Origin of the sequence: Kitasatospora sp. NPDC052896, assembly GCF_044547075.1 — a bacterium.
GTDB lineage: Bacteria > Actinomycetota > Actinomycetes > Streptomycetales > Streptomycetaceae > Kitasatospora.
In genome coordinates, this window is sequence record NZ_JBITZU010000034.1 from 14,882 (window position 1) to 30,401 (window position 15,520).

The window sequence follows — 15,520 nt, forward strand, 5'->3', positions numbered from 1 at the left end:
CCGGCCCCACGGCTGGCCCTTGCCGGGCGGGCCGCCTGGGCGGGCTTTCGCAGCAGCCGACGTGGCCGCAGGTCGGAGAGCCGGTGACCGGTCAGGGCTTTCCCTCGGGCGTGAGCACGTCGATCGCGGTGCCCGTTGCTCCCCTGCGGCCCCGCCTCGGGCTTGACGGCACGTCATCCTTCCACCACCATTCCACTAATGCATTAGTGGAATGGTGGTGGAAGCGTGGAGTACCGGATCGACCGGAACAGCGGCGTGGCCACCTATCTCCAGATCGTCCAGCAGACCAAGAACGCGCTGCGCCTGGGTCTGCTGGCGCCAGGGGACAAGCTGCCGACCGCCAAAGAGGTGGTGGCCGCCACCGCGATCAACCCGAACACCGTGTTGAAGGCCTACCGCGAGCTGGAGAGGGAGGGGCTGGTCTCCCCCCGCCCGGGGCTGGGGACCTTCGTGTTGCGCTCACTGGCCCGCGACGAGGCCGGCTCCGACTCGCCGCTGCGGGCCGAGCTGGCCGACTGGACGGCCAGGGCGCACCGCGCGGGGCTGAGCCGGGAGGACGTGGCCGCACTGGTCGCCTCCGTGGTCGAGCGGGAGTTCGGCGGGGACGTGACCGAGCACATCGAGGGGAACCGATGACCGAGCAACACCCTGCCGTGGCCGCGTACGGCCTCGGCAAGCACTACCGGCGCGGCTGGGCGCTGCGGGACTGCGGATTCCGGCTGCCGGCCGGCCGGATCTGCGCACTGGTCGGCCCGAACGGCGCCGGCAAGAGCACCCTGCTGGCGCTGGCCGCCGGACTGCTGAGCGCCACCGAGGGGCGGATCGAGGTGGCCGGGCGGGTGCCGAGCGACGGCGGCAGCGTCACGACGGCCTTCGTTGCCCAGGAGAAGCCGCTCTACGCCACCTTCACGGTGGCGGACCTGCTGCGCCTGGGCCGGGAACTCAACCCGGGCTGGGACGAGGAACGGGCCCGGAACGTGCTGGCGGACGGCGGCTTCCCGCTCTCCGCCCGGGCCGGCTCGCTCTCCGGCGGGCAGCGGACCCGGGTCGCGCTGGCCCTGGCCCTGGGCAAGCGCCCCGACCTGCTGATCCTGGACGAGCCGATGGCCGACCTCGACCCGCTGGCCCGCCATCAGCTGATGGGACTGCTGCTGGCCGAAGCCGCCGAGCGCGGGCTGACCGTCCTGCTGTCCTCCCACGTGATCGCCGAACTGCGCGAGGTCTGCGACTACTTGGTGCTGCTGGCCGGTGGCCGGGTCCGGCTGGCCGGGGACATCGAGGAACTGCTGGCCGCGCACCGGCTGGTGATCGGTCCGCAGAGCGCCGCCGCCACTCTGGCGGTGCATCAGGTGGTCGAGTCCCGCACCAGCGGGCGCCAGGTCACCGCGCTGCTGCGCCCCACCGGCCCGCTGGACGACCGCTGGGAAACGAGCGAACCCACCCTGGAGGAGCTGGTGCTGGCCCACCTGCGGACGCCCGAGGTACCCGCCCTGCTGACCGCCGAGGCACGCCCGACCCGGACCGTGGAGGTGGCCGGATGACCGCCGCCCTGGACGACCGCCCCACCGCCCCCGCTCCCGCCCGTCCGACCGGGCGGGGCCCGCACGGCCTGGCCTGGCTGATGTGGCGCCAGCACCGTGCGGTGCTCTGGTGCTGGTTGGTCCTGCTGCTGCTGGCGGCGGTCGCCGCCCCGGTGCTGCGGGCCCAGATGACCTCCTACATCGCCGACCACCACATCGCGGGCTGCGCCGAGATCAGTACGAACGCGAGCTGCCAGGACCCCGGGCAGCAGAACGCCGTGATGGTCTTCCGCGACCACTACGGCCTGCTGCTCAAGGCGGTGGGCGCGCTGCTGCTCCTGCTGCCCGCCGGTCTCGGCGCCATCCTCGGCGCGCCGCTGCTGGCCCAGGAGTTGGAGCGCGGGACCTGGAAACTGGTGCTGACGCAGTCGGTCGGCCGGGACCGCTGGGTGATGGCCAAGCTGCTCTCGGCCGCACTGATCGGCGCGATCGGCTCCGGCCTCCTGGCACTGCTCTACCGCTGGCTCTGGCAGCCGTCCGCCAACGACGTGTCCGGCATCGCCTGGTACAGCACGGTCTTCTTCTCCTCGGGCGGCCCGGTCCTGGTGGCGTCGGTGCTCCTGGCGCTCTCGGCGGGCGCGCTCACCGGAGCGCTGCTGCGCCGGGTACTGCCGGCGATGGCGGCGTCCGTCGGGGTGGTCGGGCTGCTCCAGTACGGGCTGGCCACCCTGCGCCCGCACCTGTGGGGGTGGCACACCGAACTGATCGCCTGCTCCGAACTGCCCAACGACGTCTGGGGGTTCGCACAGGGCTTCCTCACCCCGGACGGGCACCGACTGCCCTACGACATCTGCGCGACGGCGCTGCTGAACTGCCCGGCCGAGGCGCCGGGCACCCGGGAGTTCACCGACGTGCACCTCGCCGCGGACTACTGGCCGCTGCAACTGGTCGAGTCGGGGATCTGCCTGGCCCTGGCGGCGGCGCTGACCGTGGCGACCATCGCCGTGGTCCGGCGGCGGCGCGGCTGACCCGGCCACGGGCCGGCCGCGCGAACGCCTGACACCTGACCGCCGCCGGCGCGGTGGCGGTGGCGACCTTCAACGCGCCGGGCCGGCCGGGCGGTGGGTGGGTGCGGTGGACGGGTGGTCAGTGCTGCTGCCAGCTGGGGTTCGTGGCGGCGGCCATGAGCTGGTCGATGGTCAGTGCGGGCGTGTCTCCCCGGATGTCGTAGCCGTTGCCGCCGTTGGTCTCGTCGATGGTGACCCCAGTGCCGTCCGGTGGCATGACCTCGACCGTCCATCGGGTGGTGGGGCCGCCACTGCCCGCGGTGACGGCGGCTGTTGAGGTGATCACGCTGCTGCCGCCGCCGGCGCGGGTCAGCTGCTGGCCGGGCCGGACACCGCGCTGGAAGCCAGCCCGGCCTGGGTTCCCGCTCCCCGACCTGGTCGAGGCGACGCGGCTACCAGCCACGTGTGCCGGTGGGAGATGGGACGGAAGCGAAGCTGCGCGCCTGGGCCGGTACCAGGCCCAGGCGCGCAGCGTCACGAAGATCCTTCGGTGCTATCCGGAAACGTTACTCAGGGAGGCGTTCCATCGGATGACCAGCTGAGGACCTGGTACCTCACGCCCCGGCGGTCAGCAGCTTGCGGAGGTGCTCCACGGCCTCGGCCACCGGAACGGACTGGGTCTCGCCGGTGGCCCGGCTGGTGACCTCGACCGTGCCGTCGGCCAGACCGCGGGCGCCGACCGTGATCCGGTAGGGGATGCCGATCAGCTCGACGTCGCGGAACTTCACACCGGGCCGCTCGTTGCGGTCGTCCAGGAGCACGTCGACCCGCTCGCCCTGCAGCTGCCGGTACAGCGTCTCAGCAGCCTCGGTCACCTTCTCGTCGCCGCTGCCGAGGACGACGACGGCCACCTCGAAGGGAGCGACCGCGACCGGCCAGATGATGCCCTTGTCGTCGTGGTGCGTCTCCACGATGGAGGCCAACGCCCGCTCCACGCCGATCCCGTAGCTGCCCATGATCGGGGTGACGCGCTCGCCGTCCCGACCGAGTACGGAGACGCCGAGGGTCTCGGTGTACTTGCGGCCGAGCTTGAAGATGTGGCCCACCTCGATGGTGACCACGACCTCCAGCGGCGTACCGCACTGGGGGCAGGGCTCGCCGGCGTTGACCTCGCGCAGGTCCGCCCAGCGCTGCACCGCGATGTCCCGCTCGACCGACACACCGCGCAGGTGGACGCCGTCGGTGTTGGCGCCGGTGGTCATGTCGGTACGGCCGCGCAGGGCTTCGTCCGCGAGGATGGGCAGCTCGGTGACGCCGACCGCGCCCAGGCTGCCGGGGGAGGCGCCGAGCGCCGCCTTGATCTCCTCGGGGGTCGCCGGCCGAACAACGGTGGCGGCAAGAGTGTCGATGAGCTTCTGCTCGACCAGGTTGTGGTCGCCGCGGACCAGGACGAGGGTCAGCTGCTCGTCGACCACGTACACCAGCGTCTTGACCTGGCGTTCCGCGGGCACGTCGTGCTGGCGGGCCAGCTCCTCGATCGTGCGGGCGTCGGGGGTGTCGAACCGCTCCGGCGTGTCCAGGCCGGGACCGTCCGCCACGGTGGGCAGCGCGGAGGTCGCCTTCTCGGTGTTGGCGGCGTAGTCGCAGCCGGGGCAGCGGACCACCAGGTCCTCGCCGGCCTCCGAGGGGCTCATGAACTCCACCGAGGCGCTGCCGCCCATGCTGCCGCTGGACGCCTGGACGGCGATGGCAGGCAGGCCCAGGCGCGCGAAGATCCGCTCGTAGGCGGCCTTGTGCAGGTCGAAGGAGCGGTCGAGGCCACCGGCCTCGATGTCGAAGCTGTAGGAGTCCTTCATCGTGAACTCGCGCACCCGCAGCAGGCCGCTCTTCGGGCGGGCCTCGTCGCGGAACTTGGTCTGGAACTGGTACCACATCTGCGGCAGGTCCCGGTACGACCGCAGCTCCTGGGACAGGAGGGTGAAGATCTCCTCGTGCGTCATGCCGAGCGCCAGGTCCGCGCCCTTGCGGTCCTTGAGCCGGAACATCTCCTCGCCCATCACCTCCCAGCGGCCACTGCGCTGCCAGATCTCCGCCGGGTGCAGGGCGGGCAGGACGAACTCCTGGGCGCCGATCGCGGTCATCTCCTCGCGGATGATGTCCATGATCTTGGCGCGGACGCGCACGGCCAGCGGCAGCAGGGAGTAGTGGCCGGCCATGAGTTGCCGGACGAACCCTCCCCTCACCAGCAGGCGGTGGCTCACCGCATCCGCATCCGCCGGGTCCTCCCGGAGAGTGGGCACGTACAGCTGGGACCAGCGCATGGGACCGGAGACCGTCCTCTCGGTGAAGCTGTGGGGTATCGCAGAGAATTCTATTCTAGTGGCGGAGCCGCGCCCGACTCGGTCCATTACGGGAAGCCCAGGTCAGGGCCCACGGGCCGAGTGCTCCCACGCTGGTGGTCGGGCGGGGGCAGCTGGCCGGCGCACCCGGCGAAGCGCACCGCGGTGATCGCCCTGTCGAAGCCGTCCGACGCCGCTGCGACGCTCTCGTCGAGGGCGAGGTCGACCGCCTCACGACGGATGTCGCGGGCAGGGTCTGCTACGAGATCCGTCGCCGCTTCCCGGCCGACTACCGGCTCAGTTCCGTGGTCCGTGGTGACGTTCCGCATCCAGCCGCTACGAGCCACCGTGACCGGAGTCGGGCCCGGTCTCGTGGGGGGACGTCTCGAGGGACGTTTCGAGGGGCGTTCCGAGGGAGGCGGCGAGGGCGGTCAGGCCCGGGGAGGGCTGCGCCAGGGCCTCGGCGCGTTGTGCGGCGCGGGCGGCGGTGAGCAGCTGCTCGGGGGTCAACGTGGGTAGCCGGGTGGCGAGTTGATCGAGCATGGCGCGGGCGTCGGCGAGCAGGGAGTCATCGTCCAGCGGTCGCCGGTTGGCTGGTGCGGCGTCGAACAGCAGCTGCTGGGCGGCCCGTTGGAGGTCGTCGGTGGCGATGTCCCGGACGGTGAGCGACAGGTGTACCGAGAGTCCGCTGTCGCCGGTGGCGTAGTGCGCGAAGCCGCGCGGGATGTAGAGCACCTCGCCGGCCCGCAACAGCGGTGACACCACCGGCGGTTCGCTGTCGGAAGCCGGGCCCGGGCGCCACTGTGGGCTGTCGGGCCCCTGGTGGACGTACCACTGCTTGCTGCCGTTCAGCTGGACCACGAAGACGTCCGCGTCGTCCCGGTGCAGGCGCAGACCCTGGGCGCCGGGCGGGGTGACGAAGAAGAACGCCTCCACCTTGCGGCCCAGGTCCTCGCCCAGTCGGCGGGTGAACTCCGCGGTGCCGGCGTGCCATTGCTCGACGCAGCGCAGCACCAGAGTGGTTCCGGCGTGCAGCAGCGTGCGGATCCGGGTGGCGTCGGCGTAGCCGGGGTGGTCGACCCGGTTGACGGTGCGGCTGGTGGTGTACGCCTCGCGCGGGATGATCCGGTCGGTGCGCACCATCTCCACGTACGGGGAGTGCAGTGCGCCCGTGCCGAGTGCGGCGTCCGCCTCGTCCAGGGTGAGCGATCCGGTGGGGCGGGGGCCGGAGCGCAGTACGGCGGGCCGGCGGCGCCAGTGGTCGCGGAGGAAGGGCGGCGCGTCGTCGATCAGTTCGGCCAGTCCGCTTGGAGTCGAGGTCGCCACGAGGTCCCCATTCAGCATCAGGCCTTCGACCTTCAGCGTGCGAGCGAGTGTATGACAGATGATAGTGACTAATATTGACTCCTTATTATGACAGCTGTCAAGATTGTTGCATGTCGATAACCGAAGCTGTGGTGGGCCCCAAGACCCGCATACGCAACAAGCTGGTGCCGGGCACGATCGAGCACGCCCACGCGATTCCGTACTACCGCGAGCTGTGGGCCGACCGCCCGCGGGCGACGGCCGTCAGCACGGTGGCCGAGTTGGCCGCACTGCCCGTCGTCGGAAAGTACGAGCCGGCGGGCGGGATGTCGGTGGTCGGGCACCCGGACCGCACGCCGTCCGTCCTGATGCACAGCAGCGGCACCACCGGCCACCCGTTCACCCGCTACCGCAGCGCCGAGGAGGTCCAGGAGCTCACCGCGCTGCTGTCGAGCCTCAACGCCCGGGCCCGTGAGCGGACGAACGAGGCACGGCCCATCGTGCACCTGTCCACCATCTCCAAGCGCCATCACGGCAACTCCATCGGCGCGTTGGCGGTGGAGCGCAGCGTGACGCTCGGCCTGTTGTCGGAGCGCGACCTGGTCAAGGCGCTCGGCCTGCTGCGCCGCCCCCAGCTCTTCCCGGACCTCGTCGACCCGCTGATCCAGCTCAGCGGCACCCCGGACGACCTGGTCGTGCTGGCGCACGCGGTCCAGGCGGCCGGACTGCTGGAGCGGCTGCGCCCGCGCACCGTCACCGCGCTGGCCGACTACCTGACCGACGGGCACCGCGACTTCCTGGCCGGCTGCTTCCCCGACGCGCGGATCGTGCACCGCTACAGCCTCTCGGAGGTGGTGGGCGGGGCCACCCGCTGCGAGCGCTGCGGCCTCTTCCACTTCGACGTCCATGTCGTGCCGCAGGTGGTCTCGCTGGACGGTGAGCAGTCGCTGACCTCGGGCGTGGGACGGCTGGTGCTCACCGAGCTGTTCCCGTTCTCGCAGTACCAGCCCTTCATCCGGTACGACACCGGTGACCTGGTCGAGGTCTTCGAGAGCCCGTGCGAGCCCGGCGAGGTGTCCGTCGCGCTGGTCGGCCGGCGCGCGCACGTCCCGCTGGTCGAGCACGCCGGCCGCCGGCTGCCGGCGTTCCGCCCGATCGCCCTGCGGGGGGCGCTGGAGTCGCTGCCGGAGTTGCGGCGCGGGCCGATGCACGCCGCCATCGCCCCCTACGACGTGTTGCCCGGTTCGGCCCCGCGTGCCAGGGCGGAGTTCCACCCGGCGACGCCCGAGGCGCCGGCCCGGCTGGAGCTGACGGCCGTCACCGCGTTCGCCCCGCACCTGTTCCCGCGCCAGACCGAGGAGTTGCGTGAGCGGGTGCGCGGCGTCGTCCTGCAGAGTTCGCCCGAGCTGCGCGAGCTGGCCGAGGCCGGCGCGTGCGAGCTGCACGTCCAGCTGACCGCGGACCGGCGCGCGGCCGACCCGTTCACCGTCCGGGGCGCCTGAGTCCGGGGCACCTGACCACCGGAGGAACGCCGATGGGTCCCGACCACGGTCCGGCAGGAGCGTGGTCGGGACCCATCGTGCGTCCGGCCGTCAGGAGGCCAGCGTGTCGATGCCCGAGAGGATCGCCTCGCGCAGCAGCTTGACCTCGTTGCCGAAGGCGATCAGCTCGAAGCCCTCGGCCGCGTAGGCGCGGGCCAGCTCCGGCGCGTAGGCGAAGATCCCGGCCTGCTTGCCGTGGGCGCGGGCGGCGCGCAGTACGGCGGCGCGGGCGTCGTCCATCGCGGGTCCGGTCATCACCCCGGGCTGCCCGAGCGCGCAGGCCAGGTCGCCCATCCCGAGGAAGAGCGCGTCGACGCCGGGGGTGGCCGCGATCGCGTCGGCGTTCTCGACCGCCAGCGCGGACTCGATCTGCACCACGCAGGAGGTCCGCGCGTTGGCGCGCGAGAGATAGCCCGCGACGTCGGCGAAGTAGCCCGACGCCCGCACCGGGTTGATGCCGCGCTGCCCCTCCGGCGGGAAGCGGCAGGCCGCGGCGGCGGCCGCGGCCGCCTGCGGGGTGTCCACCTTGGGGACCATGACCCCGGCGGCGCCCAGGTCGAGCGCGTGCTCGATCAGATGGTGGTTCAGGTAGGGGACGCGCACGATCGGCGCGCAGGACGACCCGGTGAGCGCCTGCAGCATGTGCAGCGCGTCCTGCTTGGACATCGCCGACGCCTCCATGTCCAGCACCACCCACTGCAGGGGGAGCGTGCCGCACAGTTCGGCGAGCAGGCTGCTGCCGCTCAGCAGGAAGAGGCCGAGTGCCGGGCCGGACGACGCGTCGACCGCCTCGGCGAGGCTGGGGACCGGGCTCAGCAGGGGGTGGGACATGGTGCGATCCCTTTCGACGGGTCGGTGGAGGCAAGTTGCCGGATCCGCTGCCACAGCGCGGCCGGTGGTGTGAGCAGGTCGGGGGCGTGCGGCGGGCGGACCGCCCGGCCGGGCAGCCGCGGCGCCCGTTCCTGGTCCACCCGCGGGCCGGCCAGCAGGTGCTGCTCGAGGGCGCTGACCGCCGCGCCGACCGCGGCACCGGAGCGTCCCAGCGCGTCGACCCGGAAGGCGACGAACAGGCCGCCGTTACCGGGCCCCTGCGGCGCGGCCGCGTGCCCGGCGCCGGCCACCGCGCCCGCCAGCGTCTCGACCAGGGCGGCCAGCGCGTGGCCCTTGTGCCCGGCGACACCGCCCAGCGGTGCCAGCGCGGCGCGCGGCGGCTCGGTGTAGAGCAGCCGGGGGTCGGTGACGGACGCTCCGTCGGTGCCGATCAGCAGGCCGGGCGGCACCTCGGTGCCGGCCAGCAGCGCCGCGCGGACGACGCCCTCGGCGGCCGCGCTGGTGCTCATGTCCAGCACCAGCGGCGCGCCTGGCGGCGCGGGACAGGCCAGCAGCAGCGGGTTGGTCGCCCACCGGCCGTCGGTGCCGCCGGCCGGCGCGACCTTGCGGCCCGCGCCGCAGAAGTTGACGAAACCGAGCAGCACCAGCCCCTGCCCGGCGACCTCGCGGCCCAGCGGCGCCAGTCGGCCCAGGTGCCCGGAGTCGCGCAGCCCCACCACCACCGGCCCGCCCTGCGCGGCGCGGGCCAGCTCGGTGGCCAGCAGCCGGCGCACCAGGACGCCCGGCGCCCGGCCGCCGTCCACCAGCACCGCGCGCTCGCCGGTGCGGTGCACCCGGGGGCGGGCGGTCGGGCAGAGCTCGCCCGCCGCCACCGCGGCGACGTACTCGGGGACGCGCAGCAGGCCGTGCGAGGGCTGGCCGTCCGCCTCGGCCGCGACCAGCTCGGCGGCGGCCCGCTCGGCGACGGGCGGCGGAAAGCCGGCCCGGCCGAGCGCGGCCGTGCACACCGAACGCGCGTCCGCGGCGCTGACCGGCGTCACGGACCGCGCGCCCACCGCCGCGTTCTCCGTCGCGCCCACCGCCGCGCCCGCCGGCGTCACCGGCCACGGTCCGGATGGCGCGGGCGCCGTGAGGGTGCCCGGTGGCAGGTCGGCGGCCTCGGCCGCGGCGATCAGGTCGACCACCTGCGCCGCCGTCAGCGCGCCGGTCTCCACCTGCCGAACGCCGGGCACGGTGGCGACCTCCTCGTCCAGGTGGCTCCAGGACAGTCGCCCGTCCGCCTCCTGCACCTTGCGGTCGGCCAGGATCCGCTCGGCCAACTGCTCGGGCCGCGCGCGCAGCCCGTAGAAGACCCACTCCAGGCGGGGATCGGCGAGCAGGTCGGCGAACTGGTCCAGCGTCCGGCCGGGCAGCATGACGCCGCTCAGCACCACGACCCGCGCGCCCCACTCCAGGTAGGAGTCCAGGCAGGCCCGCAGGTTGCGCCCGAGCACGGCGTAGAGCCGTTCGTCGGCCTGCCAGGGGTAGACGTCGGCGACGGCGTCGGTGTCGATCAGCGCGGCCGGGACCTGGTAGCGGCGCACCAGGCGCCGTCCGGTCTCGGTCTTGCCCGCCCCCGGTGCGCCGGTCAGCACCACCACCCGCACCCGGGCGGTCTCCGTCTCCGTCCTCACGTCCGCGTCCGCGCCGACGCCGACCTCGGCGCCCTCCAACACGCTCATGTGCGCGGGGAGAGGTAGGCGACGGTCGTCACGGTGCGGCCGGTGACGACGCACGGCGCCGGCCGCGGCGCCTGGCGGAACCCCAGCACCTCGCCGAGCCGCCACTGCGACACCGCGCCCACCGCCTCCTCGCTCGCCTCCAACGGCGCCACGGCGACGGCGCGTTCGGTCAGGATCTGCCGCACGCTCGCGCTGTCGGCGGTCCGGCACTGGCGCTGGGCGAAGCCCCAGGCACGCCGCAGGTACCCGTTGCCGACCTCGGCCAGCGCTCCGGGCAGCAGCTCGGCCAGCGCGGACAGTTCCGCCGGCAGCAGCACGGCCTCCTCCCGGGTGTCCGCGCGTACCACCACGGCCCGGGTGCGGTCATCGGCGCCGCGGCGGGCCTGCAGGTAGACCCGCAGCGGCACGCCCTGGCGCCGCCAGCGCTTGTGCAGCCGTCCGACGGCGCGCCGGTCCGCCTCGGTCCGCAGCTCGCAGCGCACCCCGCGGGCGGCCAGGCGGGTGACCAACTCCTGCGCGTCGGCCAGCTCCTGGGCATCGTCGCTGGTGAGGGTGAGGGCGACCTGGACGGGTGCCAGGTCGGGGTGGAGCAGCAGCTCACCCTCGCTGTCCATGCCGAGCATCAGGTGGGTGAGCACCAGCCGCCGGGTGAGCGCGCCGGTCACATGGTGGGTGTAGACCTGTTCGGCGCCCTCGCGGAAGCCGACCCCGTAGAGCCGGGAGAACCGCTGGGCCTGGTCGTACAGGCAGCCCACCTGCAGGGTCGCGCCGTGCGGCAGCGCGACATCGCCGCCGATGGTCCTGTCGGAGACCTGGGTGTTGTTGGTCCACGGCGGGCGGGTGGACCACAGCACCGGGACGTGCAGCCGCCCGCCGACCTGCCGGGCCATCGCTGTCGCCTGCTCGAAGCCCTCGAGGGCACCGGCCCGGTCGGCGTAGCAGGCCTGGAACTCGTAGATGTCCTGGGCCTCGATCGCCCGGAACACGCTGCGCCCGGCGCGCGCGGGCCGGAAGTACCGCGCCTTGCGGTAGGCGCGGATCGGCAGGTCACGGCGGCTGCGGACCATCTTCGCCCAGTGCGTGTAGACGGCGCCCTCGCCGGTGGGCGTCAGCACCATCCGCTTGCGCCCGGCCGCCCAGTCCTCGTCGCTGCCGGCGTAGAGCAGCGAGCCCTTCAGCGGCATGATCTCCCGGGTCGGCTCCAGCACCGAGTCGGGTACCAGCATCGGGTAGTCGAACTCCTCGAAGCCGGCCTGTTCGCAGGCGCCCGCGACGACGTCGTTGAAGCGGCGGATGATCCGCATGCCGTACGGCAGGGTGACGGTCGCGCCGGGCAGCTCGATCGGCCCCTGGTCCAGCACGTCCGCCTCGCGCAACCAGGTGGCGAAGCGGCCGAGGTCGAAGCCCTCGCGGTGCGGTTCGGTCGCGTCCGTCAGCGCCACCACCTTGGCCCCGCCGCGCGCGGGCTCCCAGGGGAGGGTCGGCGCGGCGGGCGTGGGCGGCGCGGGCAGCGCGGCCTCGTCCCAGGGCAGTACCCCGGCGGGGTCAAGCTCGGGCATGGGGACTCCCAGCGGTGGCGGCCGCGCCGAGCTCGGAGACGCAGAGCCGGAACTTGCCCGTGGAGGACTCCGGCATCCGGTCCAGCGACTCGAAGTCGATGGCGAAGGGGAAACCGGTGTGGTGGTGGATGCGCTCGGTCAGCGTCTCGGTGGTCTGCCGGCTCAGCCCCTGCGGCGTGTAGACCTTCACCGAGAGCCGGTGCGGCTCGCTCTGCACGACCTGGAACCAGTGCACCTCGGGGAAGCGCATGAACAGGTACGAGAAGAGGTACGCGTCCACGTGGTCGCCGCTCGGGGTGACGATCAGGTCCTGCAGCCGTCCGGCGACCGAGGTCATCGCGGGGTAGGGCAGGCTGGTGGCGGCGCTCGCCGGCAGTGGCGCCGCGAGGTCGCTGGTCTCGTAACGCACCAGCGGCATCGAGCTGTTGTTCAGGGTGGTGAGCACCATGCGGCCGGTCTGTCCGTCCGCGCAGGGCTCGTCGTTCTCGTCCAGGAACTCCACGAAGACGTTCTCGGCCTGGATCAGCATCGCCCCGCCGCCGGGCTGCTCGTGCGAGACGATGTTGGTCTCGCGCATGCCGTACTTGTCGTACACATCGCACTCCAGCACCCGCGCGATAGTGGCGCGCAGCGCGGGCGGCAGCGGCTCGGAGGTGCCCTGGACGGCGCGCAGGCCCGGGATCCGCAGCGAGCGCCGTTCGGCCTCCTTGGCGATCAGGTGCATCGCGTTGGAGTAGGTGCTGACCAACGCGGGCTGGAAGCGCACCAGTTCGTCGGTGACCGAGGTGACCAGCTGCGGGGAGAGCCGGAAGGTGTTGAACTCCCGGCGGTTGGAGAGCAGGTTCTCGCCCCGGTCGACCAACTGCTTGAGCGACCAGTAGATCTCCGAGCCCCACAGCAGCACGAAGGGGTCCCCCAACTGCCAGCCGCTGCACCACTCGTAGGTGCGCAGCTGGTGGGCGCGCATCCACATCCGGAAGTCGGCGTCCTGCTGGAACTGGGCGCGCCGGCCGGTCGAGCCGGAGGAGTAGTTGGTCTGCAGGGTGGCGCGGTCGGCCTCCGAGGAGACCAGCTGCTCCTGCTCCCTGATCAGCACGTCGCGGGTGAGCAGCGGCAGCTTGCGCAGGTCTGCCACCGACTCCAGGTCCCGGATGCCGCGCTCGTCCATCACCCGGCGGTAGTACGGGACGGTGCGGTAGGCGTGCCGGACGGTGGCGCGGAGCTTGTCGAACTGCAGCTCCGCGATCTCGGCGGGCGTCCGTTCCTGGTTGGCGCGCAGCCACTGGAGGCGCTCCTTGACGCCTGCTCTGCCGCGCAGCCGCTGCTCCTGCCAGTACAGGGATCCGGCGAGTCGTCGGGGGAGATGCATGGCCCGCAACCTTTCAGTACTGGTGGAACCGCAGATAGCGGTCGAGGGGGAGGTCGGCGCGCAGGCAGTGCGCCGAGTCCGGGTGCAGCGCCCGCCACCGGGTCAGCCGGCCGGTGAACTCCTCGATCCGGCCGCCGAACCAGGCGGCCAGCACGGCGGAGTGGCTGAAGGAGGTCCGGGCGTCCTCGATGTCGGTGTTGTCGTCCCAGTCGTAGAAGACGACGTCCCGGCCCTGGTCCAGGGCCGTGCGCAGCTCGTCCAGCACCGCGTCCGGCACCAGCCGGTCGAGCAGGTGCAGGTACGTGGGCAGGTAGACGGCGTACCGGGCGGTCACCAGGTCGATCGTGGTGCCCGCGTAGCTGAGCGTGGAGGCCGGGTAGTCGAACCCGGCGCCGCGCTGGTCCTCGGCGGGGCGTTTGACGGCCGGGCGCGCCAGCAGGGTGAGGTCGGTGGCGCCGTCGACCAGCTTGAGCGCCTGCCAGACGCTCTCGACCGAGCAGGAGACGGCATCCAGGCCGGGGACCGGGATGCGCCAGTGCGGGTCGAAGTGGAAAGGGTTCAGCGTGACGAAGCGGCGCATGCCGTCCGGCGCCGCGAGGGCGGTGTCGACCGGCAGCGCGTTCCGGTCGGTCAGCGCGAGCCCCTCGGCACGGCTGACCGCGCGGGTGGTGCCGGTCATCGCGCCGTCAGGACGGCGTCGAGCGCGCCGGGAGCCGGGTCCAGCTCGAACCAGCCGTCGCCGGTGCGGGTCAGGGTCCCGTACCGGGCGGGCTCGCGCTCGCAGTCGGCGCGCACCGCCTGATGCGCCGCGGCGGAGCCGGCGGCGACCAGGCGCAGGCGCCCCTCGCGGCCGTAGACGTCCAGGCCGGGCAGCCGGTGCTCCAGGCGCCACTGCGGTCGCGGCGCGCGGTAGGCGTTGCGGCGTTCCCAGTCGACCAGCCGCAGACCGGCGGCGGCGGCCGCCTCGCGCAGCGGCTCGGGCAGGTCGGCGAAGGGCACCACGACGGCGGCGGCGCCGAGGCCCGCGTACACCGCGAGGTCGTCCGCGCGGGGCAGGTCGGTGAGGTAGACCACCGGGGTGCCGGCCGGGGTCGCCGCGGGGGCGACGGCCGCGAGGCGCCGGGCGAGGTCCCAGTCGGCGCTGTCGACCTGGGCCAGCGGGGTCCCGGCGCTGCCGCTGCCGGGCACCGCCAGGCAGGCCACCGAGTGCTCGGGCTCGCCGGCCACCGCGTCCTGCAGCGGCTGCAGCCAGTCCGCGTGCGTCTCGAAGGACCAGCGGTAGCCCAGGTCCTCCTTCTCCAGCATCAGGGTGCTCATGTTGTGGATGTCCAACGGTGCTTCCAGCGCGGCGAGTTCGACCTCGAAGCCGGCCTCGCGCAGGAGCGCCTCGCGGCGCGGGTTGTTGCTGAGCAACTGCACCGAGGGGACGCCGAGATGGCGCAGGATCGCCACCACGGGCTCGTAACTGCGGGCGTCCACGGGGGCGTTCAGGCGCGCGTAGACGGCGTCGGTGTCGAGGTTCTCCTGCTGGCGCATCGCGTAGATCGCGAAGTGCGCGGCGATGCCGAGGCCGCGGGCGTCCTGGTCGACGCCGTAGAGCAGCAGGCCGCGCCCGTTGCGGGCGAAGCTGTCCATGGCCTGTTCCAGCTGGTAGCCGCAGTCGCACTGGGCCGAGCGCAGCACATGGCCGAAGATGCAGGCGGACTCGATGCGCAGCGGCATCGGTTCGCCGCTGTGCAGCTCGCCGGTGTAGGCCGCCACCCAGCGGTTGCCTCCGCCGAAGTCGAAGTGCCACAGGACGAACGGGGCTTCGCCGCCGTCCCAGCGCAGTGGCAGGTGGGCCGGGCCGTCGGGGACGGGCAGCGGGAGGGTGCTCACTTGGACAGCACCTCCATGACCGCCTCCTGCTCGCGCACGATGGTCATGCGGGTGTGCGAGTCGATCGGGTGGTGCGGGACGCCGAACGCGAGGAACTCCAACTCCTCGTCGTTGACCGGCCCCTGGACACCGTGCGGGTAGTCGGCCGGCACGTAGATCGAGTCGCCGGTGCGCAGCACGTAGTCCTTGCCGTCGATGTGCAGCGCGCCCAGGCCGTTCAGGACGTACAGCAGGTGGGCGCCCTCGTGGACGTGCAGCGGGAAGGCGGTGCCGGGCTGCATGATGATCCGGTCGACGCCGATCGGCAGTCCGGCGGCGGTGCGGCCGCTGGCGCCGGGCACGCCGGTGATGGACTCCAGGCGCAGCCCGGAGTCGTCGAACATGGTGCGGCGCACGCCCTCCAGGACGTTCTCGATGTGCTCTTCGGGACGGAACAGCTGAGTCACGGCG

At 73.0% G+C, this 15,520-nt stretch carries 14 protein-coding genes; 4 read left to right on the forward strand and 10 right to left on the reverse strand.

Annotated features, from left to right (window positions below; genetic code table 11):
• The first annotated feature begins 225 nt into the window (after positions 1-225).
• Genes ACIGXM_RS34725 through ACIGXM_RS34735 form a run of 3 tightly spaced genes read left to right on the forward strand, consistent with a single transcriptional unit; the run spans position 226 to position 2,548 of the window.
• A complete protein-coding gene (locus ACIGXM_RS34725) occupies positions 226-636 on the forward strand; it encodes a GntR family transcriptional regulator (protein WP_396568104.1) in 411 nt (136 codons plus the stop codon).
• Positions 633-1,541, forward strand: coding sequence for an ATP-binding cassette domain-containing protein (locus ACIGXM_RS34730; protein ID WP_396568106.1), 909 nt, complete (start codon positions 633-635; stop codon positions 1,539-1,541). The genes ACIGXM_RS34725 and ACIGXM_RS34730 overlap by 4 nt, the downstream gene beginning before the upstream one ends.
• Positions 1,538-2,548 (forward strand): ABC transporter permease, encoded by a 1,011-nt coding sequence (locus ACIGXM_RS34735; RefSeq protein ID WP_396568107.1) that lies wholly within the window; start codon positions 1,538-1,540, stop codon positions 2,546-2,548. The genes ACIGXM_RS34730 and ACIGXM_RS34735 overlap by 4 nt, the downstream gene beginning before the upstream one ends.
• Positions 2,549-2,666: 118 nt before the next feature.
• Here the strand turns inward: ACIGXM_RS34735 and ACIGXM_RS34740 are convergent, their stop codons facing one another.
• The 3 genes from ACIGXM_RS34740 to ACIGXM_RS34750 form a co-directional block, all read right to left on the reverse strand.
• On the reverse strand, positions 2,667-2,873 hold the full coding sequence (locus tag ACIGXM_RS34740) for a hypothetical protein (RefSeq protein ID WP_396568108.1): 207 nt from the start codon (positions 2,871-2,873) through the stop codon (positions 2,667-2,669).
• Between the two features lie 268 nt (positions 2,874-3,141).
• Positions 3,142-4,848 carry a proline--tRNA ligase gene (locus ACIGXM_RS34745; RefSeq protein ID WP_396568109.1) on the reverse strand — a complete coding sequence of 569 codons (1,707 nt, stop codon included), beginning with the start codon at positions 4,846-4,848 and terminating at the stop codon, positions 3,142-3,144.
• 354 nt (positions 4,849-5,202) lie between these two features.
• On the reverse strand, positions 5,203-6,210 hold the full coding sequence (locus ACIGXM_RS34750; protein WP_396568110.1) for a JmjC domain-containing protein: 1,008 nt from the start codon (positions 6,208-6,210) through the stop codon (positions 5,203-5,205).
• A 92-nt stretch (positions 6,211-6,302) separates the two neighbouring features.
• Between ACIGXM_RS34750 and ACIGXM_RS34755 the strand changes: the two genes are divergently transcribed.
• A complete protein-coding gene (locus ACIGXM_RS34755) occupies positions 6,303-7,673 on the forward strand; it encodes a hypothetical protein (protein ID WP_396568111.1) in 1,371 nt (456 codons plus the stop codon).
• 90 nt (positions 7,674-7,763) lie between these two features.
• Here the strand turns inward: ACIGXM_RS34755 and ACIGXM_RS34760 are convergent, their stop codons facing one another.
• From ACIGXM_RS34760 to ACIGXM_RS34790, 7 genes are read right to left on the reverse strand one after another with little or no spacing between them, the layout of a single operon-like run.
• Complete coding sequence (locus tag ACIGXM_RS34760) at positions 7,764-8,543, reverse strand: HpcH/HpaI aldolase/citrate lyase family protein (RefSeq protein WP_396568112.1); 780 nt, start codon at positions 8,541-8,543, stop codon at positions 7,764-7,766.
• Entirely contained in the window at positions 8,525-10,264 is a 1,740-nt protein-coding gene (locus tag ACIGXM_RS34765) for an Ldh family oxidoreductase (RefSeq protein ID WP_396568113.1), read from the reverse strand. Before ACIGXM_RS34765 ends, ACIGXM_RS34760 begins: the two co-directional genes overlap by 19 nt.
• Positions 10,261-11,823, reverse strand: coding sequence for a hypothetical protein (locus ACIGXM_RS34770; protein ID WP_396568114.1), 1,563 nt, complete (start codon positions 11,821-11,823; stop codon positions 10,261-10,263). Before ACIGXM_RS34770 ends, ACIGXM_RS34765 begins: the two co-directional genes overlap by 4 nt.
• On the reverse strand, positions 11,810-13,192 hold the full coding sequence (locus ACIGXM_RS34775) for a phenylacetate--CoA ligase family protein (protein ID WP_396568115.1): 1,383 nt from the start codon (positions 13,190-13,192) through the stop codon (positions 11,810-11,812). Before ACIGXM_RS34775 ends, ACIGXM_RS34770 begins: the two co-directional genes overlap by 14 nt.
• Positions 13,193-13,205: 13 nt before the next feature.
• Entirely contained in the window at positions 13,206-13,871 is a 666-nt protein-coding gene (locus ACIGXM_RS34780; RefSeq protein WP_396568116.1) for a DUF6939 family protein, read from the reverse strand.
• A complete protein-coding gene (locus ACIGXM_RS34785) occupies positions 13,868-15,070 on the reverse strand; it encodes a hypothetical protein (protein ID WP_396568117.1) in 1,203 nt (400 codons plus the stop codon). Before ACIGXM_RS34785 ends, ACIGXM_RS34780 begins: the two co-directional genes overlap by 4 nt.
• Complete coding sequence (locus tag ACIGXM_RS34790; RefSeq protein ID WP_396568118.1) at positions 15,067-15,516, reverse strand: cupin domain-containing protein; 450 nt, start codon at positions 15,514-15,516, stop codon at positions 15,067-15,069. The genes ACIGXM_RS34785 and ACIGXM_RS34790 overlap by 4 nt, the downstream gene beginning before the upstream one ends.
• Between the last annotated feature and the right edge of the window lie 4 nt (positions 15,517-15,520).